The sequence below is a fragment of the Bradyrhizobium sp. STM 3562 genome (assembly GCF_045571435.1).
In the GTDB taxonomy this organism is placed as follows: Bacteria; Pseudomonadota; Alphaproteobacteria; order Rhizobiales; family Xanthobacteraceae; genus Bradyrhizobium.
The window spans coordinates 6,747,118-6,767,970 of sequence record NZ_CP120694.1 but is presented as its reverse complement, the minus strand read 5'-3'; the positions used below and the strand labels follow the sequence as shown (position 1 = coordinate 6,767,970).

At 63.7% G+C, this 20,853-nt stretch carries 20 protein-coding genes and 1 pseudogene; 8 read left to right on the top strand and 13 right to left on the bottom strand.

The window, feature by feature from the left end:
* Positions 1-261: 261 nt before the first annotated feature.
* Positions 262-1,032 carry an anti-sigma factor family protein gene (locus P6U23_RS31240; RefSeq protein ID WP_407176212.1) on the bottom strand — a complete coding sequence of 257 codons (771 nt, stop codon included), beginning with the start codon at positions 1,030-1,032 and terminating at the stop codon, positions 262-264.
* A 40-nt stretch (positions 1,033-1,072) separates the two neighbouring features.
* Positions 1,073-1,561 carry a sigma-70 family RNA polymerase sigma factor gene (locus tag P6U23_RS31235; protein WP_024510363.1) on the bottom strand — a complete coding sequence of 163 codons (489 nt, stop codon included), beginning with the start codon at positions 1,559-1,561 and terminating at the stop codon, positions 1,073-1,075.
* A 200-nt stretch (positions 1,562-1,761) separates the two neighbouring features.
* Here P6U23_RS31235 and fabI point away from each other — a divergent pair, with 200 nt between their 5' ends.
* From fabI to P6U23_RS31210, 5 genes are all read left to right on the top strand, one after another.
* The gene (fabI, locus tag P6U23_RS31230) at positions 1,762-2,580 is read left to right on the top strand and encodes an enoyl-ACP reductase FabI (RefSeq protein WP_407176211.1); all 819 of its coding nucleotides are present in this window, start codon (positions 1,762-1,764) and stop codon (positions 2,578-2,580) included.
* A 12-nt stretch (positions 2,581-2,592) separates the two neighbouring features.
* Positions 2,593-3,192 (top strand): histidine phosphatase family protein, encoded by a 600-nt coding sequence (locus tag P6U23_RS31225; RefSeq protein WP_407176210.1) that lies wholly within the window; start codon positions 2,593-2,595, stop codon positions 3,190-3,192.
* A gap of 192 nt (positions 3,193-3,384) precedes the next feature.
* Positions 3,385-4,473: a chorismate synthase gene (aroC, locus tag P6U23_RS31220; protein WP_407176209.1), complete on the top strand. Its 1,089-nt coding sequence runs from the start codon at positions 3,385-3,387 to the stop codon at positions 4,471-4,473.
* A 447-nt stretch (positions 4,474-4,920) separates the two neighbouring features.
* A complete protein-coding gene (locus P6U23_RS31215) occupies positions 4,921-6,450 on the top strand; it encodes an SUMF1/EgtB/PvdO family nonheme iron enzyme (protein WP_407181648.1) in 1,530 nt (509 codons plus the stop codon).
* A gap of 21 nt (positions 6,451-6,471) precedes the next feature.
* Entirely contained in the window at positions 6,472-6,960 is a 489-nt protein-coding gene (locus P6U23_RS31210; RefSeq protein WP_407176208.1) for a DUF4399 domain-containing protein, read from the top strand.
* 48 nt (positions 6,961-7,008) lie between these two features.
* Here P6U23_RS31210 and clpS read toward each other — a convergent pair whose 3' ends face one another.
* Positions 7,009-7,314 (bottom strand): ATP-dependent Clp protease adapter ClpS, encoded by a 306-nt coding sequence (clpS, locus tag P6U23_RS31205; protein WP_407176207.1) that lies wholly within the window; start codon positions 7,312-7,314, stop codon positions 7,009-7,011.
* Positions 7,315-7,569: 255 nt separating this feature from the next.
* Here clpS and P6U23_RS31200 point away from each other — a divergent pair, with 255 nt between their 5' ends.
* Together P6U23_RS31200 and P6U23_RS31195 are read left to right on the top strand one after the other, a co-directional pair.
* Entirely contained in the window at positions 7,570-8,421 is an 852-nt protein-coding gene (locus P6U23_RS31200) for a DUF1194 domain-containing protein (RefSeq protein ID WP_407176206.1), read from the top strand.
* A 172-nt stretch (positions 8,422-8,593) separates the two neighbouring features.
* A complete protein-coding gene (locus P6U23_RS31195) occupies positions 8,594-9,226 on the top strand; it encodes a hypothetical protein (protein WP_407176205.1) in 633 nt (210 codons plus the stop codon).
* 22 nt (positions 9,227-9,248) lie between these two features.
* Here the strand turns inward: P6U23_RS31195 and P6U23_RS31190 are convergent, their stop codons facing one another.
* The 10 genes and pseudogenes from P6U23_RS31190 to P6U23_RS31145 form a co-directional block, all read right to left on the bottom strand.
* The gene (locus P6U23_RS31190; protein ID WP_407181647.1) at positions 9,249-9,860 is read right to left on the bottom strand and encodes a DNA polymerase subunit beta; all 612 of its coding nucleotides are present in this window, start codon (positions 9,858-9,860) and stop codon (positions 9,249-9,251) included.
* A 93-nt stretch (positions 9,861-9,953) separates the two neighbouring features.
* Positions 9,954-10,076 (bottom strand): annotated as a pseudogene (locus tag P6U23_RS31185) (nucleotidyltransferase domain-containing protein); the annotation flags it as partial.
* 72 nt (positions 10,077-10,148) lie between these two features.
* Positions 10,149-11,384: a class I SAM-dependent RNA methyltransferase gene (locus P6U23_RS31180; protein WP_407181646.1), complete on the bottom strand. Its 1,236-nt coding sequence runs from the start codon at positions 11,382-11,384 to the stop codon at positions 10,149-10,151.
* Positions 11,377-12,111, bottom strand: a complete 735-nt coding sequence (locus P6U23_RS31175; RefSeq protein WP_407176204.1) for a TlyA family RNA methyltransferase — start codon at positions 12,109-12,111, stop codon at positions 11,377-11,379. Before P6U23_RS31175 ends, P6U23_RS31180 begins: the two co-directional genes overlap by 8 nt.
* A gap of 35 nt (positions 12,112-12,146) precedes the next feature.
* Complete coding sequence (locus P6U23_RS31170; protein WP_407176203.1) at positions 12,147-12,692, bottom strand: nucleoside 2-deoxyribosyltransferase; 546 nt, start codon at positions 12,690-12,692, stop codon at positions 12,147-12,149.
* 16 nt (positions 12,693-12,708) lie between these two features.
* A complete protein-coding gene (gene dxs / locus P6U23_RS31165) occupies positions 12,709-14,658 on the bottom strand; it encodes a 1-deoxy-D-xylulose-5-phosphate synthase (RefSeq protein WP_407176202.1) in 1,950 nt (649 codons plus the stop codon).
* Between the two features lie 319 nt (positions 14,659-14,977).
* Positions 14,978-16,333: a hypothetical protein gene (locus P6U23_RS31160; protein ID WP_407176201.1), complete on the bottom strand. Its 1,356-nt coding sequence runs from the start codon at positions 16,331-16,333 to the stop codon at positions 14,978-14,980.
* Between the two features lie 175 nt (positions 16,334-16,508).
* Positions 16,509-16,760 carry an exodeoxyribonuclease VII small subunit gene (locus P6U23_RS31155; protein WP_024510348.1) on the bottom strand — a complete coding sequence of 84 codons (252 nt, stop codon included), beginning with the start codon at positions 16,758-16,760 and terminating at the stop codon, positions 16,509-16,511.
* Between the two features lie 78 nt (positions 16,761-16,838).
* Positions 16,839-17,768 carry a histone deacetylase family protein gene (locus P6U23_RS31150; protein ID WP_407176200.1) on the bottom strand — a complete coding sequence of 310 codons (930 nt, stop codon included), beginning with the start codon at positions 17,766-17,768 and terminating at the stop codon, positions 16,839-16,841.
* Positions 17,769-17,893: 125 nt separating this feature from the next.
* Positions 17,894-19,564, bottom strand: a complete 1,671-nt coding sequence (locus tag P6U23_RS31145) for a bifunctional metallophosphatase/5'-nucleotidase (protein WP_407176199.1) — start codon at positions 19,562-19,564, stop codon at positions 17,894-17,896.
* A 144-nt stretch (positions 19,565-19,708) separates the two neighbouring features.
* On the opposite strand from P6U23_RS31145, the gene P6U23_RS31140 reads away from it, so the two are divergent.
* Positions 19,709-20,842: a mandelate racemase/muconate lactonizing enzyme family protein gene (locus P6U23_RS31140; protein ID WP_407176198.1), complete on the top strand. Its 1,134-nt coding sequence runs from the start codon at positions 19,709-19,711 to the stop codon at positions 20,840-20,842.
* Positions 20,843-20,853: the final 11 nt, after the last annotated feature.

Below are 20,853 nucleotides of genomic sequence, written 5' to 3'. Positions count from 1 at the left end.
CACCCATGACTTCATTCCAGATTTTCGATGTCGGAACTTTGGCGTGCGCGCGCCAAAGGCGAGGCACTGGAACCTCACACCGACAGGTTGTTCCGGCGCCTGGATCGGGATCGGCGGGGCTGCTTGCGGCGCAAAGATGGCCCGGCTTATCGGGCGCTCAAGCGCGATGAGTCGATGAGTCGTGGTTGAATATGCATCGACCGCGACCTCCGCTCACCTCTCCCCGCCGGGAAGAGGTGACCGGCCGCGGCAACCCGTGTGCTAGCCGCCGCTCTTTTCGACCTGGTCATAGACCGCCCGCGCCACCTGGGCGAGCCGCTCGCGGTCATTGCCGCCGCTCACGACATAGCCGACGCCGCGGTCGGCCCAGAACATGGCGCCCTCATCATCCATGGTCGTGTAGCGCATATGCGCGGTCTCGGTGGAGGCCTTGGCGGCATAGACCGTGAAGCGCTCGCCGGAGGCGCTTTCATACATCAGGAACGACGCCGGCCCGCTCGGCCCCGGCAACAGCCGGCCGCCGACGAGTTTCAGCCCGGCCGATGCCAATTCCGGTGCGCGCACCTCCCGACCGCAGCGTTTGGTCAGCCACGCCTGCAGGTGCGCCCGCTCGCTGCCGGGCACTTCGACGGGGTGGCGGACCTCCACGACGTAGAGCCGGTGCGCATCCAGCGCGTCCAGCATGAAGTTCTGGACCGGCGAGGGTTTGGACGTCGCTCCGCGGACCACCCAGCCGACGCCGCCGCCGGCGACGAAGGCGGCCAGTGCGGCTGCAACCGAGCCATAGATCCAGCGGCGCGGCTGTCGCACCAGGCGCTCAAGCTCCAATTGCCTCGGCACCGGCTCGTTGACGACGGAGTCGTACCGCAGATGGAGCGCCTCGGCCATCGCGCGCCACGACTGCACCCGCTCGGCGTCCGCAGGATGCGTGGCGAGCCAGGCTTCGACATCGCCGCGACGTTCCGCCGGCAGCTCGCCGTCGACATAGGCGTGGAGCTCGTCCTCGGTGACGGGAATGTTGCGCTCGGTCATTTTCGTGGTCTCGTACCAATCAAATTCGAAAAATTTCGCATTATTTCACTCGGCGCAGCGATGGCCGTTCGCCCTCGATCGAGGCTTTCACATGCGCACGCGCCCTCGCAAGGCGGGACATCACGGTGCCGATCGGCACGCCCTGAATGTCCGCGACCTCGCGATAACTCATCCCCTCCAGCACCACGAGCAGCAGCACCGCGCGCTGCTCCTCGACCAGCGTCGACAGTGCGCGCTCGATATCGCGCCCTTCAGCCTCGGTGCCGCTGGCGTCAGGGTTGTTGTCCAGGAGCGGCATGAATTGCGGCCGCCGCGCCAGCGAGCGCCTGCGATTTTTGTTCAGGTTGGTCAGGATGGTGTAGAGCCAGCTCCTCAAGTCGCCGCCAAGAAACAGCCGTTCCGAACGCAATGCCCGCACCAAGGTATCCTGGACGAGGTCGTCGGCGATATCGGCATCGCGCGCAAGCGCGCGGGCATAGCGGCGCAGGGCCGGAATCATGGCTTCGACGCTCTGGCGGAACGCGCTCATGGTGGTTCGCTTGGCGGCTCGGTCTCAACTTGTTGCGGCAGGCCACCGCAAGCGCGCGATCGCCCCATTCAGGCTAACCCCCAAATGCCTTGGCTATTCCGGGAGTTAAGATCGACCCACGCCGGCGTCGGATTTAAGGCTGTACCGCGGCGGAGGGCTGGTGTACCTCCAAACCCCCTCAATTCGAAGCGAGAAAGCGGATGGCGCAAAGTTCAGGTCTGATGCAGGGCAAGCGCGGCGTCGTGCTCGGCGTCGCCAATAATCGCTCCATTGCCTGGGGTATCGCGAAAGCCTGCCATGCGGCCGGTGCGGAGATCGCACTGACCTGGCAAGGCGACGCGCTGAAGAAGCGCGTCGAGCCTCTGGCGGGCGAAATCGGCGCACTGCTGCTTGGCCATTGCGACGTCACCGACCCCGCAACCATCGACGCCGTATTCGATGGACTGAAGGAGAAGTGGGGCAAGATCGACTTCGTCGTGCATGCGATCGCTTTCTCCGACAAGGACCAGCTCGACGGCCGCTATCTGGAGACCACGGCGGACAATTTCTCCAAGACCATGCTGATCAGTTGCTACTCGCTCACCGCCATTGCCCAGCGCGCGGAAAAGCTCATGGCCGACGGCGGCTCGATTCTGACGCTGACCTATTACGGCGCCGAGAAGTGGATGCCGCATTACAACGTCATGGGCGTCGCCAAGGCGGCGCTGGAAGCCAGCGTGCGCTATCTCGCCGCCGATCTCGGCGAGAACAACATCCGCGTCAACGCAATCTCCGCCGGGCCGATCAAGACGCTGGCGGCCTCCGGCATCGGCGATTTCCGCTACATCCTCAAATGGAACGAATATAACGCGCCGATGCGCCGCACGGTGACGATCGAGGAGGTCGGCAACAGCGCGCTCTATCTGCTGTCCGATCTGTCGCGCGGCGTCACCGGCGAGGTGCATCACGTCGATTCCGGCTATCACGTGGTCGGCATGAAGCGGCCGGATGCCCCGGATATTTCGTTGGCGAAGGAATAGCCAAGCGCCGCAATGCCGACGCCGACAATTTACTATCTCCGCCACGGCGAGACCGATTGGAACCGGACCGGCCGGCTGCAGGGCACGCTCGACATTCCATTGAACGAGCTCGGGCGCAGGCAGGCGGTGCAGGCCGGCCGCATCCTCTCCGATCTCATTCGGCGCAACGGGCATGACAAGCACCGGCTGGCTTTCGTCGCAAGCCCGCTGGGCCGCGCGCGCACGACCATGGAGCTCGCGCGCGGCGAGCTGGACCTAGTGCCCGGCGACTACGGGCTGGACGAACGCCTGCGCGAGATCGGTTATGGCGCGTGGGAAGGTCGCACGCTCGCCGAGAGCGAGACCTTGGACCCGGAGCTGTTCGCGCGGCGGCAGTTCGACAAATGGACGGTCGGCGCGCCCGGCGGCGAGACCTATGCGTCGGTGCAGCTCCGTGTTCGCGATTGGTACGATTCGCTGCTGGTCGATACCGTCGCCGTGGCGCATGGCGGCACGGCGCGGGCGCTCATGGTGGCGCTGGGTTTCGAGACGCCGCAAAGCGCCGCGGACCTTTATATCGAGCAGGGGGTGGTCTACGTCTTCAGCGAGGGCAGGCTGAAGAAGTACGGTTGACCGCGTAACTACGGTCTCGGTCGTCATGCCCGGGCTTGACCCCGGGCATCCACGTCTTTCTTTCCGGCGGCCACAGCGTGAATGACCGGGACAAGCCCCTCCATGACGAGAGCATGGAGCATTTGACCCATTCATCCGGCAGCGCTACGAAATGTTGACATCAGGCAAAAGCGCGCACCATTAACGGGCATCATGTCCTTCAACACTTTCGGCCACATGTTCCGCGTCACCACCTTTGGCGAGAGCCATGGGGTCGCGATCGGCTGCGTGGTCGACGGCTGCCCGCCGCTGATCCCCCTCACCAGTGAGGACATCCAGCGCGATCTCGATCGCCGCCGGCCCGGACAGTCGCGCTTCACCACCCAGCGTCAGGAGCCCGATGCGGTCAAGATCCTGTCCGGCGTGATGCCGCATCCCGATACGGGCGTGCAGGTGACGACGGGCACGCCGATCGCGCTTCTGATCGAGAACACCGATCAGCGCTCCAAGGATTATTCCGACATCAAGGACAAGTTTCGCCCCGGACATGCCGACTTCACCTATGAGGCGAAATACGGCCTGCGCGACTATCGGGGCGGCGGCCGCTCATCGGCGCGCGAGACCGCGATGCGCGTTGCCGCCGGGGCCATCGCGCGAAAGGTCTTGCCCGATGTGCAAGTGCGCGGTGCGCTGGTGCAGATGGGGCCGTACAAGATCGATCGCGACAGGTGGGATTGGGACGAAGTCGCGCGCAATCCGTTCTTCTGCCCGGACAAGGACAAGGCCGCCTTTTTCGAGGACTATCTCGACGGCGTCAGAAAGAAGGGCTCTTCGATCGGCGCCGTGATCGAAATCATCGCCGAAGGCGTGCCGCCCGGCCTGGGGGCGCCGATCTATGCCAAGCTCGATTCCGATCTCGCGGCGGCGCTGATGAGCATCAACGCGGTGAAGGGCGTCGAGATCGGTTCGGGCTTCGGGGCTGCGGAGTTGTCGGGCGAAGAGAACGCGGACGAGATGCGGACCGGCAATGACGGCGCGCGCTTTCTCTCCAATCATGCCGGCGGCATCTTGGGCGGCATCTCGACCGGACAGCCGGTCGTCGCGCGCTTTGCCGTGAAGCCGACCTCGTCGATCCTCACGCCGCGGCAGACCATCGACCGCAAGGGGCAGGAAACGGAGATCCTGACCAAAGGGCGGCATGACCCCTGTGTCGGAATCCGCGCCGTCCCTGTCGGCGAGGCCATGATGGCCTGCGTGCTCGCCGATCATTTCCTGCGCCATCGCGGCCAGGTGGGCCGCTAACGGCGCACACGCGGGCTCCATCATCACCCTTGGTGTCGATAGCTCAAGCTTGGAGCGGGCGCGCCACTTTGCCACGCGGTCGTCGTCATCGTGACGCCCGAACTGTGCGTCAGTTCATACCGGGCGCGATCGGAATTCTGCTAGGGCTTCTGCGAGTGTCAGGATACCTGCCATGTTCCGGCGCCATCGCCGGCAAACGGCGTAGCTGCTGGCAACAATTAGGGTTTTTTGCTATCGTGCATCCTGTATTGAGCACGTTCTTTAGAAAATTTGTCGCGCGCTAATGCGCGAAACCAAAGAATTTTCTCTGCTGATTTGGTCTGAACAACTGTCATTCGACTCGGCAAAAGCAAGTCGATTTTAAGCGGCGCAGAGTGTGACGCCATGCGCGAGAAGTTTCGCGACGTCAATTCTACCAGGAACGAAGACGTGCCGCCGCGCGGATTGATGCCGCGCCGTCTCGCCGCGATCGTTGCAGGCGACATCGTCGGCTACAGTCGCCTGATGGAGATCGATGAAGAGGGCACGCATATCCGCATGAAGCGGATCCAGCGCGACTTGATCGAGCCCAGCATTGCCGAGCACCACGGCCGGCTCGTCAAGACGACGGGCGACGGGTTCATTGCAATTTTTGACAGTCCCGTCGAAGCCGTGCGCTGCGGCATCGTCATTCAGCAGAACATGTCCGGACGCAATGCCTCGCTGCCGAAGGATCATTGGATCGAATATCGGATCGGCGTCAATTTGGGCGATGTGATCATCGAAGATGACGACATCTATGGCGACGGCGTCAATGTTGCGGTCCGTCTCGAGAGCATCGCCGATCCCGGCGAGGTTTATATCTCCGGCGGCATTTACGAGCAGATCAAGCACAAGCTGGTTTGCGGATATGAATCGCTTGGAGACCGCAAGGTCAAGAACATCACCGATCCGGTGCGGGTCTATCGCGTGCTTCCGGATCCGGGCGCTCTCAGCAGGGCGCGGACGCGGCGCGAGACCATCCTGATCATCCTGCTCAGTCTGATTTTGCTGGGAGGCGCCGGAGGTACGCTTTGGTACCTGCTTCGGCTGCCCTATCAAACCGCGACAGATCGATTGTCGGCGCAGGCTCCGCCGCAGATTGCGGATACCGCACCACGGGTGGCGCTAAAGAAAGAAGCGACGCAACCAGCGCCGCCTTCGCCCGCCGCGACCGATCAGCCGTCGGCGCCGCAAACTCAACCCTCCGCCTCGGTCGGCGTCGGCCCGGCTGCGCGCACGACCAAGGAGGCCGCCCTCCAGGCCCCGCCGGCACCATCGCCGCGAGAGCCCGAGATGAGCATGCTTCGCGGCGGCGTCTTCATGATGGGCAGCAATGAGGACTTCACCGAGAAGCCCGTTCACCAGGTGACGATCAAGCCTTTCGCGATCAGTCGCTATCCGATTTCCGTTCGCGAGTGGAACCAATGTGCCGCGGCCAATGCCTGTTCCTTCGTCGCAACCGGGAACGATGATGCGCCCGTTACCAATGTGAGCTGGAGCGATGCGAAGCAATTCGCGGCCTGGCTTGCGGGCGTCACGCACAAAGCATACCGGCTGCCAAGCGAAGCCGAATGGGAATATGCCGCCCGCGGCGGAACGCAAACCAGGTACTGGTGGGGCGACGAGTTTCAGGCCGGCATGGCCAATTGCAAGAATTGCGCGGATGTCGCGGCCGCCCAGCAGCCCATCAAGGTCGGCAGTTTCAAGCCCAATCCATTCGGGCTGTACGACATGGGCGGCGGCGTCGATCAATGGGTCGAAGATTGCTGGCACAGGAGCTATCACGGTGCGCCCTCGGACGGTTCAGCCTGGGTCGACGGCGACTGCAGCTCGCATGTCATCCGGTCCGGTTCATGGAAGAATGATCAGCGCTACGTTCGGCCGGCGAACCGCGACAGCTACGATACCAACGTTCGATATCCCACACACGGATTTCGCGTCGCTCTCTCTCCTTGAACGTTTCAAAGGGGGATCATCATGAGGATCGTCCGGCTTATCGCGCTATCAGCAGTTTTGGCGTCCATTTCATGCGCCGCTCATGCCCAAGGCAAGCCTGCCGCCAAGGATGCGCTTCTGTATTTCATCTGGCCGCAGAACGGCGCGGTCATCAAAGGCGGGTTCTGGTGCCGCTTTGGCCTGCGGAACATGGGCGTCACTCACGCCGGCGATGATTATCAGAACAGCGGCCATCATCACTTGCTGGTCGACGTCAATGAACCGCTCAACGCGAACGAGCCGATCCCGCAGGACAAGAACCATCTTCATTATGGCGCGGGCCAGACCGAGGCGCGTCTTGAGTTGCCGCCGGGCAAACACACGCTGCAGCTCGTGCTGGGCGATGCCAAGCACTATCCGTTCAGTCCGCCGCTCGTGTCGGAGAAGATCACCATCACGGTGAAGGAGGGCCCGTCCAGCCGCGGATCCGTCGCCGGTCTTGAGCCGGGCGCAGGCGCCCACCATCACTAGCAGGCGGCGAGTTCGACGCGCGATGCGATGATCGCGCGTGCCAGACACCTATTCCTCGGGCTCGGTGGTGAACAGCAGCGGATAACCTTTGGCGCGGCCCGCATCGGTGGCACGTGTTGCCTTGGTTTCCGCGACATCCTTGGTGAAGACGGCCACCACGCAGACGCCACGGCGATGCGCCGTGATCATCACCTTGTACGCCTCGTCCTCGGTCATGCGGAATTCGGCTTTGAGAACCGTAACGACGAATTCGCGCGGCGTGTAGTCGTCGTTGACCAGAATGACCTTGTGCATGCGCGGCCGTTCGACCTTGGTCCGCACCTTGGTCCGGGGTTTGGTGACGGCGTCGTTCATTGCGGCGGCACCTTCTGGCTGTCCTCCTGCCAGAGAATATCGTCTTCGGGCCGCTCGCGGAACCGGCTGTTTTGCGATGCCTTGCCTGCATGAGCAGCACGCAAAGCCGCTCTGCCGCCAGGTTGGCGCGCCGAGCGCGGTCGCACAATGCCGCTAACTCGGCCGCTAACTCGAATGTGAAGGCACGTTGCTGTTCCGGCTTTGCGTGGCCGCATTTGCATGTCACCATCACGTCACATCATTGGAGGGCGGCTCATGCGCTGGTTTGCTTCGATGGGGGCTGTGCTGATCGCCGGCGTGCTGGCCGGCGGAGATGCCGCAAGCGCTGCGACGCCGGGCCCAACATCCGAAGCCCCGCGACAGCTCGCCGACAAGGAGGCCACTCCGTCGGTCGACATCGAACTGATCCTTGCAGTGGACGTCTCCTATTCCATGGACATGGACGAACTCGCGGTGCAGCGGGAGGGCTATGCGCAGGCGATCGTGTCGAAAGAGTTCCTGCAGGCCCTCAAGACCGGTCCGAACGGCAAGATCTCGATCACCTATTTCGAATGGGCCGCTTCCAACGACCAGAAGATCATCATTCCCTGGCGGCTCATCGACGGTCCGGAGAGCGCGGATGCGGTCGCCAACGAGATCCTCAAGACGCCGATCCGCCGCGCCTCGCGCACCTCCATCTCCGGCGCCATCTACTTTGCCATGCCGCTGTTCGACGAGGATCCCTATCGCGGCCTGCGGCGCGTGGTCGATATTTCCGGCGACGGCCCGAACAACAACGGCGCCCCCATCACCCCCGCGCGTGATGAAGCCTTGTCCAAGGGCATCGTCATCAACGGGCTGCCGATCATGGTCAAGGAGCCGTCCTATTCGACCATGGATATCGATAATCTCGATTGGTATTACGAGGACTGCGTGATCGGCGGTCCGGGCTCCTTCGTGGTGCCGATCAAGGACCGCGAGAAATTCAAGGAAGCGATCCGCACCAAGCTGATCCAGGAAGTGGCCAGCCGAGCGCCCGCTCATCCCGTGGTGAGGGTCGCGGAGAAGGAGCCGCGGGTGTCCTGCATGATCGGGGAGAAGATCTGGCAGGACCGCTGGGGAAGATAGCGCGGGGTCGAGGCGATTTGTCGCGACCTTCCTCGCCAGCCCTTTAACTGTTCATTAACCAAGCGAACGGCCTATTCTACCTCAGGTTCTGCGAGCGCCAGAGAACACGCTGCGGCATTCGAATGCGCGATTGCGCAGCACGTGTTCTGCAGGACGAGGAATGGAGCCGGCGATGACAACAATCCAGAGCACCACCAACCAGATATCACCCGCGAGCGAGAGGGTTTATCATCAAAGCTACCTGCTGGGCGACTGGAAGGGTTCGTGGACCAAGAATAACCAGACCGTCGAGTTCAAGGTTCTCAACATCAGGGGCAACAGGGCGCAGGTCGAATATACGCATAACGGGCGCACCGAGAGAGGGATCGGCGTCGTCAACGGCAGTACGATCAGCTACGGCAACGTCATGATCGCGACCCGCGACGGAGGGGTGGCGGGGCTGCAATTTTCCGCGGGCGGCGCCACACAGACCGCGCTCCTCAACAAGCAGGCCGCGCCCGCAGACGACAACAAGCTGATCGGAAACTGGAGCGGTGCGTCGCCTGACAACGGACAGGCCGTCACCTTTCAGGTCTTGTCTGTCGACGGAAACGACGCGCAGGTGAGATATACAGCCAACGGTGTTACCTACCAAGGCACGGGTACCGTGTACAAGAACGTCGTGATGTTCGGCAAAGCACAGGTTTCGACCGACGATGGACGGAATGGAAAGGCCATGTTGCAGGTGGGACGACAGACCTTCGCCGTACCGGTGACAAAGCTTCAGCCGCAAGACGATTCATCCTCGGTGAACAAGCTGGCGTGATCAGCACGTCCGGGACGGACGCCTACGTCGATAAACTCTTCAAGTCCTGTTCCAAGCTGCGCAAAATCGTCAGCGCGGCCTCGAATTTCCGCTCGCCAATGAACTTCCAGATCTCGGTGACACGCGGCATCAATGCCGGGATCGACAGCGGAAATCCTGCCGCCTCCGGCAAGGCGCCCTTTTCGTTGATGAGGTAGCGCCGATTGAGCGCAAACAGCATCTGGGCGGCGCAGGCCAGGGCGCGGTAGACGCAGCCCGCGACGTGCGTCTGTTCGCCGCGAGAGACGGCCAGGGCGGCGTTTTCGATGCTGAACAGGATTTCCCACTGAAAGCGGCGGACCAACGCCTCGGCGAGCGACCGCGGATAGGGCAGGGCGCTCGCCTTCAGTTTGGCTATCGTTCCCCGCGGATCATGCAACGGCCGGCACAATGCGATTTCGCCCATCCAGATGGCGGAGCAGAAGCCATGCGGGTGCCCGGGCTGATAATGCATGCTGATGTTGCCTGCCCGGCAATCCCCAATCACCTGTGCGACTGCTTCGACGTTGCGATACAGCAGGTCGACCTTGCGCCCTTGGATCGAGAGCCACGCGCCGCCGACGATCCATGGCCCCCAGCCGCCGATCGGCGTCACTTCGATCGCATCGGCTTCGTTGACAAGCGTCTTCACGACCTCCGACAACCGCTCGGTGTCCAACTCGCGAGCCGCCGAATAGTACAGGCCAACGTCGTAATCGGAGGATTCGCTGGCCGTTCCACGCGCGCGCGATCCGCCGAGCGCGATTGCGTCGACGCCAGGAACCTCGGCAACCCTCGATACCAGCTTGTCCAGGAACCGATCGAGATGCATCTCGGGAGTGTCTCCAGTGGTCACGATGAATCTACGCGGGCAGCATTAGTCTAGGAGCGCAAGACTCGTAGGTCAGCGCGTAAACCGCCCCACCAGTTCGATATGCGGGGTGTAGCGGAATTGATCGACGGGCGTGACGCCTTCCAGTCGATAGCCGCCATCGATCAAAATACGCGCGTCGCGCGCGAAGGTCGCGGCGTTGCAGGACACGGCGACGATGACGGGCACCCTGCTTGCCGCGAGCTTTTGCGCCTGCGCCTGCGCGCCCTGACGCGGCGGATCGAACACCACGGCCTCGTAGTCGCGCAATTCCTGCGGCACCAGCGGACGGCGAAACAGGTCGCGCGCTTCCGCCTTGATCGGCTTCAAGCCCGGCGTATGCGCGGCCTTTGCCAGCGCGGCGACGGCGGGCGCATCGGCATCGAAAGCAGCGATGCGCGCGCGCTCGGCCAGCCGCAAGGCAAACGGACCGACGCCGCAAAACAGGTCCGCGATATGCTTGGCGCGCCCGCAATGATCCTTCACCAGCGCGGCCAGCGTTTCCTCGCCCGCCACCGTCGCCTGCAGGAACGAGCCCGGAGGCAGAGTGACCGTGGCTTTGCCGATCGCGATGGTTGGTTGGGCGCGCAGCAGCACCAATTCGCCGTGCCGCGTCAGGCGCGCCAGCCGATGTTGCTCGGCGAGGCGCGACAGCGCCGCGATCGATTTCGGCTGCAGCGGGCCGGAGCCGCGGATATCGACATCGAGCCCGTTGTCGGTTGCGGTCGCCTGGATGTCGAGCGGCTTGCCGGTTGCAATCAGCGGCTCGGAGAGCGCCCACGCGGCATCGAGCGCGCCCTCGAGCGCGGGGTCGAGGATCGGGCAGTGGTCGATCGGGATGATGTCGTGCGTGCTCGCGGCGGCGTAGCCGACCTTCATCACCTCATGCGTGCCCATCCGCGCATGCAGCGTGATGCGGCGGCGGCCGTTGCCATGGGCGTCGATCAGCGGCGCGACCTCGCAGTCCAGTTTTGCGTGACGGAGCGTCTCCACCACGAGCGCATGCTTCCAGGCGCGATAGCGCTCCATTTGCCAGTGCTGGATGGCGCAGCCGCCGCAGACGCCGAAATGCTTGCAGAACGGCGCGATACGCTCCGGGCTTGGGGACTCGACGGCAAGCAGGCGGCGGCGGTCGGGGTGGCCGTGAACGTCCCCGACCTCGACGGTCTCGCCGGCAAGCGCATAGGGCACGTAGACCGCCTGTCCCTCGACAAGCGCGACGCCATCGCCGCGATGGCCGACATGATCGATGAGCAGGATTTCAGCCACGCCGCGCGCCGAGAAAAAATTCGGCATTGCCGTCGCCGCCGGCAATGGCGGAAGGAAACACCTTGATGTCCGCGCAGCCGAGCGAGGCGGCAAAGGCCGCGATGTCGTCGCACACCTGCTTGTGCACGGCCGCATCGCGGATGATCCCGCCCTTGCCATGCTTGCCCTGCGCCTCGAACTGCGGCTTGATCAGCGCCAGGAGCTGCATCGGCGCGGCAGCCAGGGACAGCGCGACCGGCAGCACAAGCTTCAGCGAAATGAAGCTCACATCGATGGTCACGACATCCGGGCGCGCCGGCAGGCGCTTGCCTTCGAAACCGCGGATGTCGGTCTGCTCCAGCGAGACGATCTTGGGGTGATCGCGCAAGGAGGGGTGCAACTGGTCGCGCCCGACATCGACCGCAAAGACGAGGCTCGCACCATTGGCGAGCAGCACTTCGGTGAAGCCGCCTGTGGAGGCGCCGACGTCGAGGCACACATGGCCTTCGACGTCGATCGGATACTGCTCGAGCGCGCTCGCCAGCTTGACCCCGCCGCGCGAGACGTAAGGGTGCGCGGGCTGCGCCTGCAGCACCGCATCGAGCGGAACGGTTTCGGAGGGTTTGGCCACCGGCTTGTCATTGGCGGTGACAAGGCCCGCTTCGATCGCGGCGCGCGCCCGCGCCCGACTTTCGAACAGGCCACGCTCGACCAGAAGCGTATCTGCGCGTTTGCGGGACGTGGGCATCTTCTCTTCAATCCGAATGATCCGGCCGCTGGCCTTCAAAGCCGCTCGGCCGCGAGCCGCACGCAGGTCTCGAAGGCAGTGAGGTCGTGCCAGAGATCGTCGGGCCTTAGCCGCGGCCTCACCAGCGCGCAACCATAGCGCTCGAGCGCGTGGATCATCATCAGATTGTCGCTGAGACCGAAATCTTCAACCGTCAGCCCTTGCGGATCGACCAGGCGGCCGTTCGCCTCCTTCACCTCGGTCGACCGGCGCACCCGCTCGGCATAGGTCGAGGGATCATTGGAATAGCCGAGGCAGAGCTTGCGACGACCCGCCATGTAGCCGAGTTCGTAGACGGTACCGGGGTCGGCACCGTGGCCGCGAAACGGGGTGAGATTGGCGATGATGGCGTCCGCCGCATCCATCATGGCTTCATTGCCGGCGAAAATAGCGCGGGAGGCGGCTCCGGCGGCAAGGTCGACGCTATTGTCGAGCGGATAGAGGCCGCGCAGGCCATGGCGGGTGCAGATGTCCGCCTTGCGCCGGCCGATCGCAAGAGCATCCGGCAGGAACACGTCGGGACCTGCCAGATAGATCTTCATCGTAAAGCAGCCTTGCTTAGGCGAGCTTCACCGCCTCGGTGGCAAAATCCTTGCCCAGCGCCTCGAACACCTTCTTGACGATGGACTTGGAATCGAGGCCCGCGCGCGCATACATCGCCGTCGGCGTGTCGTGGTCCAGGAACACGTCGGGCAGCACCATCGAGCGCACCCGCACCGCGCCCGAATCCAGCACGCCGTGGTCGGCGAGCGTCTGCATGACATGGGAGCCGAAACCGCCGATCGAGCCTTCCTCGATGGTGATCAGGATCTCGTGGTCGCGCGCCAGCTTCAGCACCAGGTCGACATCGAGCGGCTTCATGAAGCGCGCATCCGCGACCGTGGTCGAGAGACCGTGCGCGGCAAGTTCGTCGGCCGCCTTTTCGCATTCGCCAAGCCGGGTACCGAAGGACAAGAGCGCGATCTTGGAGCCTTGGCGGATGATGCGGCCCTTGCCGATCTCGAGGGGAACGCCGACTTCCGGCATTTCCACGCCACGGCCTTCGCCGCGCGGATAGCGCAACGAGCTCGGACGGTCGTTGATCGCGACCTGGGTCGCCACCATGTGCACGAGCTCGGCCTCGTCGGCGGCCGCCATGATGACGAAATTTGGCAGGCAGCCGAGATAGGCGTTGTCGAACGAGCCGGCATGGGTCGCGCCGTCGGCGCCGACGAGACCGGCGCGGTCGATGGCAAAGCGAACCGGCAGGCTCTGGATCGCCACGTCGTGGACGACCTGGTCATAGCCGCGCTGCAGGAAGGTGGAATAGATCGCGCAGAACGGCTTGTAGCCTTCAGACGCCAGCCCCGCCGCGAAGGTCACCGCATGCTGTTCGGCGATGCCGACGTCGAAGGTGCGGTTCGGAAAAGCCTTGGCGAAAATGTCGATGCCGGTGCCCGATGGCATGGCGGCGGTGATGCCGACGATCTTGTCGTCCTTCTGGGCTTCCTTCACCAGGCTCTGGCCGAACACGTTCTGATAGGCGGGCGCGTTCGGCTTGGCCTTGGCTTGCGCGCCGGTCGCGACGTCGAACTTGACCACCGCATGGTATTTGTCGGCGGAGGCTTCCGCCGGCGGATAACCCTTGCCCTTTTGCGTCACGACATGGACCAGGATCGGCCCGGTCTCCATGTCGCGCACGTTCTTCAGGACGGGCAGCAGGTGGTCGAGATTGTGGCCGTCGATCGGGCCGACGTAGTAGAAGCCGAGCTCCTCGAACAGCGTGCCGCCGTCCATCATGAAGCCGCGGGAGTATTCCTCGACGCGGTTGGCGCGGTTCGCCAGCACTTTCGGCAGGCGCTTGTTGATCTGTTTGGCGGCCTCGCGCAGCGTGCGGTAGGTCTTGCCGGAATAGAGGCGGGACAGGTAGGCCGACATCGCGCCGACCGGCGGGGCGATCGACATGTCGTTGTCGTTGAGGATGACGATCAGGCGCGAGTTCATTGCGCCCGCATTGTTCATCGCCTCATAGGCCATGCCCGCAGACATCGCGCCGTCGCCGATCACGGCAATGACGTTGTTCTTGCCGCCGGAGAGGTCGCGCGCCACCGCCATGCCGAGCCCTGCCGAGATCGAGGTGGAGGAGTGGGCGGCGCCGAACGGATCGTAGTCGCTCTCGGAACGCTTGGTGAAGCCGGAAAGGCCGCCGCCGGTGCGCAGCGTGCGGATACGGTCGCGGCGGCCGGTGAGGATCTTGTGCGGATAGGCCTGATGGCCGACGTCCCAGATCAGACGATCACGCGGCGTATCGAAGACATAGTGGATCGCGGTGGTCAGTTCGACCACGCCGAGGCCCGCGCCGAAATGCCCGCCCGTTACCGAGACGGCATCGATGGTTTCCTGACGCAGTTCGTCGGCGACCTGCCGGAGCTGTTCCACCTTGAGCCGGCGCAGGTCTTCTGGTGTCCGAATCGTGTCGAGAAGCGGCGTTTTACTAAATACGGTCACGGCGTTATTCCAATTTTGCATGCCGGAACTTTCGTCCCGACAGGAGATGGGTTGCACGGTATCAGCGCAGCAAAGGCGTGGACTACCCGGTCTTCGTCCCCTCGGCGGTAGTCCGGATTCAGGCCTAGCTGTGCTCCGGAACGGTCAGTGTGATATCGGTCACGTTGGGTGGCTTACCCGTCTCGTCCATTTTCTCAAGCATTTAGAAAGACTTAGCGCTGCCATACGGCGGTCGCGCCTCCCTTCCCTCAGCCCATATTGCCCAAAGCTTTACACTAAAGCTGCCGCTAAAGCCAACCCAAGAGGGCGACCGGAGGGGCTGGCCTACAAACGCGAGAGCTCAACCGCTGCGCCGGGCGGATGGTTCCATAGCACTCAAATCAGCGGCATTTGCACCGCCAGTTGTGGCGGATTCGAGGCTTTTCCAAGCCTGTTCCCGCGCTTCCGCGTCCCCAGTCGCAAGCACCAATGCGGTATCGGGATGGCACATCCGCGTGCGTAAGGCCACCGGGCCGCAGACGATCATGAAGAAATCGTAGGCGTGCGGCAGCTCGTTGGCCATGACGAACTGGAAGTGGACCCGGAAGAACTGCCAGCGCCAGAGATTGTAATGTTCCGGTCTGATCATCTCGCGGAACCGCACCGGGATGATGGTCGGGTTGCGCCGGAGCTCGCCGACATGGATGCCGTGGCTCGCGATCGGATCCAGCCGGAAGAAATTCATCACGTCCTTGCGCGCCTGGCACTCGATCCAGTCGACCGAGGGCTCGATCGCCAGCTCGCGCAGATGATCGCGGAAATGCTGCGCGCATTTGTGGAAGCCGACGATCGGATAGTTCCCGCCCAGCGTCAGGAGCACGACGCGGGGCCCGCGCTTGCCGAGCGAGGGGTCGAGCTTGAGCGCGCGCGCCAGGATTTCGGTCCCTAAGAACGATCCCGAACTGTGGCCGACCAGCACGATCTCGTCGGCTTCGCTGGTCCGGGCGACCTTGCAGAGATAGGCGGCAAAGCGATCGATCCGCTCATCCCAGGCCGGGCGCTGCCGATGCGCGAATTCCCAGGTCCAGATCCAGTCGCAGAGGAGATAGAGAACGTAGGTGCGGCTCTCGGTATATTTCAGCGCGCTGGTGAGCGCCGCGACAAAGAGAGCCAGCGCTGCGGGCACGCGCAGCACCGTGGGCACGCCCAGGGCGTCGAGGCCCTTTTCGAAGACGAAGGCAAATGCCGCGGCGCACAAGGCCTCCAGCAGCAGGATGAAATGCGGGTAGGTGATGAAGGTCGCGAAGCGCCAATTGGCCTTGGTGAAGCGGGCGATGGTGCCGTTGAAGACGAGCCGCCAATAGATGAAGACGGCGTGAAACACCGTGCGCCAGATCGGGGACGCGAGGTCGCGCTGGATGAAATCCTCGAAGCGCAGGAAATCGTAGGTGGTGTGGGTCTGCCAGCCGTCGGCCTTGGTCTGGATGGTCCAAGACGCGATCTCGCCATCGGAGCTACTCTGGGGGCGGCCGATCGTCGAGGAAAGCTGATAGAGCCGCGCGAACTTGCGGAGCTCGGTCCGGAACATGCGGTAATATTGCGCAAGCCCGCGCGGATCGTACCCCTGCACATAGATGATGTGGCGATTATGAACGCGCACGTGCCCGGCTAGTCCCCCGACGTTCACCTCGGTTGAACCACCGGCTACGCGGCTCACCTCTCTCTTCGGGAGAGGTGAACCGTTGCCGCGACAGCTCAACGTGGCTGATGCTGGGGACTATCGCAGCGCGCGTCATGCGCCAAGAGCTATTTCGGTCCGTGGGGCCGAATTTGCCCAACCGTTTCGATTGTGCCGCAGGGCAGCGTCGAGGGACGTCGAGAAGCCATGCGCGCTATTGCACATCCAGCGGCTCGGCGCCGGTGACCTGTCCACTGCTATCGGTCGTGATCTTCTCGACGCGCGCCTCGGCCTGCCGCAACAGCTCTTCGCAGCGCCGCTTCAAGGCCTCGCCGCGTTCATAGATGGCGACCGATTCCTCGAGCGGGACCTTACCTTCCTCGAGCCGCTTGACGATCGATTCAAGCTCATCGATCGCGCGCTCGAAGCTGAGCTGTTTCACATCTACCTGGCTATTTTCGGCCATGCTGCCTTTCCCAAAGAATACGCGCGGGGTCTGCCTGCGGAGTTAAGGGGATCACTGCGGACGGAATGTGGCGAGACCCTAATGGCCCATCAGCGCGGTGACATGGGCTGCCACCGATTCCATCAAGCCTTGCAGATCATAACCGCCCTCGAGCACCGAAACAATTCGTCCCTCCGCACTCGCATCCGCGACCTCCATCAGCTTGCGCGTGACCCAGCCGAAATCCTCCCCTCTCAGATTGATGGAAGCGAGCGGATCGCGATGATGCGCATCAAAGCCGGCGGAAACGATGAGGAGCTCGGGGGCGAACTTCTGCAGCCGCGGCAGGATGCGGTTCTCGAACGCGGCGCGGAATTGCAGGCTGCCGTCCTCGGGCGCGAGCGGCGCGTTGACGATCGTGTCATGCTCGCCGCGCTCGCCGGTTGCGCCCGTGCCCGGAAACAGCGGCATCTGGTGCGTGGAGCAATACATCACGCTGGCGTCCGACCAGAAGATGTCCTGCGTGCCATTGCCGTGATGCACGTCGAAGTCCACGATCGCCGCACGGCCAATGCCGTACTTGCGCTGCGCGTGACGCGCGGCGATCGCGACATTGTCGAAAAAGCAAAAGCCCATCGGCGTCGCCTTTTCGGCGTGATGGCCCGGCGGGCGGACCGCGACGAACGCATTGTCATACTGCCCGTTCATCACGGCATCGGTCGCCGCAACCGCGCCGCCGACGCCGCGCATCACGGCTTCCCAGGTGCCCGGCGACATCGAGGTGTCGCCATCGAGGTAAATGGTACCGCTGGTCGGCGCGACGTGGCGCAGTTCCGTCGCATAGTGTTCGCTGTGGCAGAGCGTGACCAGATCGAGATTGCCTTCGGGCGCCTCGCCGCGCGCCAGTTCGCTGAAGCGCTCGTCCGAGAGCACCTCGTTGACCACGCGCAGCCGGTCGGCGCGCTCGGGATGTCCCGGCGGCGTCGCATGCTTGAGACAGGCCGAGTGGGTCAGAAGAAGCGTGCTCATGCCGTACCCTATCCGGCAAGCGCGGCGGGGGCGAGGGCGCGCTTGCAACAAACGGCTAACTTAAGGGGTCGTGGGGCGCTCGGAAAGGGCGCCTTCCGCCGAAACGGCCTGACAGTTCAATTTGTTCAGTTTGTCTGGGCGATGCGATCGGCGGCGGGAGGCGCAATCGGACTGCTCGCCTGAAAATAGGCGAACAGCGCCTCGTCGTCATAGGAGCCGAATTGCGGGTTCGTTCCGCCCTTCAACACCGTGAAACCGTCGCCGCCGAGCGCAAGGTAATTATTGACGGTGACGCGGTAGCTCGCGGCGGGCTCGATCGGCTTGCCGTTCAGCATCATGGAAGCCGCGACCACACGCTCGCCATAGGGTTTGGCAGCGTCCCAGCTATAGCGAAACCCCTTCGATACGGGGAGGATGCGCGGCCGCTTCGGATCGAGCCATTGCTGTTCGAGCATGTCCTTGATCTGCGCCCCGGTGAGCGTCAGCGTCACGAGCTGATTGCGGAACGGCTGGCTCGCGAACACATCGGCATAGGTCACGGCACCATCGTCGCGCTTGTTGATATCGGTGCGAATGCCGCCCGGATTGGTGAAGGCGATGACCGCACCGCCTTTGGCCTCGCTGGAGGTGGCGGCCAGTTGCGCATCGGCGACGACATCGCCGAGCGCGCTCTCACCGGCCGCGTTCGGCGCGCGCGACAGCGTCTCGGTGATGGTGCCGGCGCGGCGGTTCGCGATGGGAGCGGCGACCGTCTCGTAAGACGAGATCAGCGCGGTCTGCTCGGGATCCTTCGGATGCGCGCCGGTGCGCACGATGACGTTGTTCGCTTTGGCGCTGACGATGTCGCGGCTCTGCGGATCGAGCTTCACATCGATCGCGGTGACCAGCGTGCCGAACTTGTCGGCGGACGTGACCAGCCGCCCGTCGATGTTGCAGGCATAGGCCTGATGGGTGTGGCCGCTGATCACGACATCAACGGCACGATCGAGCTTCCCAACGATGTCGACGATCGGCCCGGAAATGCCGGGGCACTCGTTATAGTCGCCGCTCGGAAAGCCGCCTTCATGGATCAGCACCACGATGGCCTCCACCCCGCGCGCCTTCAGCTCGGGGATGAGTGCGTTGACAGTCTCGGCTTCGTCGCGGAATTCGAGGCCGCTGGCGGCGGCCGGTGAAATGATCTGCGGCGTTCCCTTCAGCGCGAGCCCGATGAACGCGACCGGGATGCCGTCGAACTCTCTGATCTCGTAAGGCGGAAACACGGTCTTGCCGGTCGCCTTGTCGATGGTGGAGGCGGCGAGATAATGGAATTTGGCGCCTTCGAACGGATGCGGGCCGCGGCAATTTTCGGTCGGATGGCAGCCGCCATTCTGCATGCGCAAGAGTTCATCCTTGCCTTCGTCGAATTCGTGATTGCCGACCGAGGAGATGGCGAGCCCCATCATCGACAGCGATTCGATGGTCGGCTCGTCGTGAAACATGGCCGACAGAAACGGGCTCGCGCCGATCAGGTCTCCCGCGGCGACGAAGATCGTGTTCTTGTGACCCTCGCGCAGTTGCTTCACCAGCGTCGCCATGGTTTCCGAACCGCCGGCGGGCACCGCAATCCTTTTGCTCGCATCGTTGGGGTCGGTAATCCTGATGCCGCCGGGCGGCGGCTTCAAATTGCCGTGGAAGTCGTTGATCGCAAGGATGCGCAAGTCGACCGCCGTGTTCTCGGCGCGCGCGGGCAGGGAAGAGGCGGAGGCGCAAGCCAGCGCAAGGGCGGCCAGCGCCGCATTGGCGAATTTTCTCATGGCACCATCATAGAACGCGCCCGCAACGATTTCACGAAGCTTGGCGGCCTGCTGTATTATGCCGGCGCGGGAGGCGCCTCGCGGTGCGACGTATCTTCCATATTCGTCTTGTGCCGCGGAATCAAAACAACGAGAACAAAGCCGATGAAGATCGCGAACGTGCACACCCATGTGCTCCAGGCCGCACTGTCGCAGCCCTTTGCCTATTCGCGTGCCTGGTACGACACCCGCACGGCCATGGTGGTCGAGATCGAGACCGATCAGGGGGTGACCGGATGGGGCGAATGCTACGGTCCGGCGCGGATCACCGCCGCCGTCGTCGAAACGATGGCGCCCTGGCTGATCGGCCAGGATCCGCTGCGCACCGACGCTCTCTGGCGGACGATTTACGCAAACTTGCGCGATCACGGCCAGAAGGGCGTTGTGATCCAGGGCTTGAGCGGCATCGACATCGCGCTCTGGGATATAAAGGGCAAGCATTTTGGCGTGCCTATTCACCAGCTCTTGGGCGGGGCGCTGCGCAGCGAGGTCCGGGCCTATGCGACCGGCCTTTACAGGCGCAAGTCGGGCGATCCGCTCCGCTACTTGCCGGAGGAGGCCGCAGGCTATGTCGCCGAAGGCTTCAAAGCCGTGAAGCTCAAGGTCGGCTTCGGCGTGGAAGAAGATGCCGAGGTCACGCGCGCAGTGCGTGACGCCATCGGAGGCGGGATCGCGCTGATGATCGATGCCAACCATGCCTATGATTCCGTCGCCGCAATCCGTCTGGGACGGATGATCGAACAATACGACATCGGCTGGTTCGAGGAGCCGGTACTACCGGAGGATGTTGCCGGCCATCGGGCGGTGAAAGCGGCGCTGTCCATACCGATCGCAGGGGGCGAATGCGAGTTCACCCGCTTCGGTTTCCGCGAGCTTCTGGTCTCGCATGCGCTCGATATCATTCAGCCGGACACCTGCGCGGCCGGCGGCTTGTCCGAATGCAAGAAGATCGCGGACATGGCCGAGGCGTTCGCCGTGCGCTACAACCCCCATGTCTGGGGCACCGGCATTGCGATTGCGGCCTCGCTGCAGCTACTGGCCATGCTGCCGCCCCACACGCCGCCCTCGCTCGACCCGCTTGCGCCGATACTCGAGTTCGACCGCACCGAGCATCCGATCCGGCAGGCGATTCTCACCGCGCCGATCGAGCATGCGCGCGGCATGGTCCGCGTGCCCGATGGGCCGGGGCTCGGGATCGAGATCGACCGCAAGGCGCTGGCGCGTTTTGCTGCCGCGTGACCGGCAGGGCA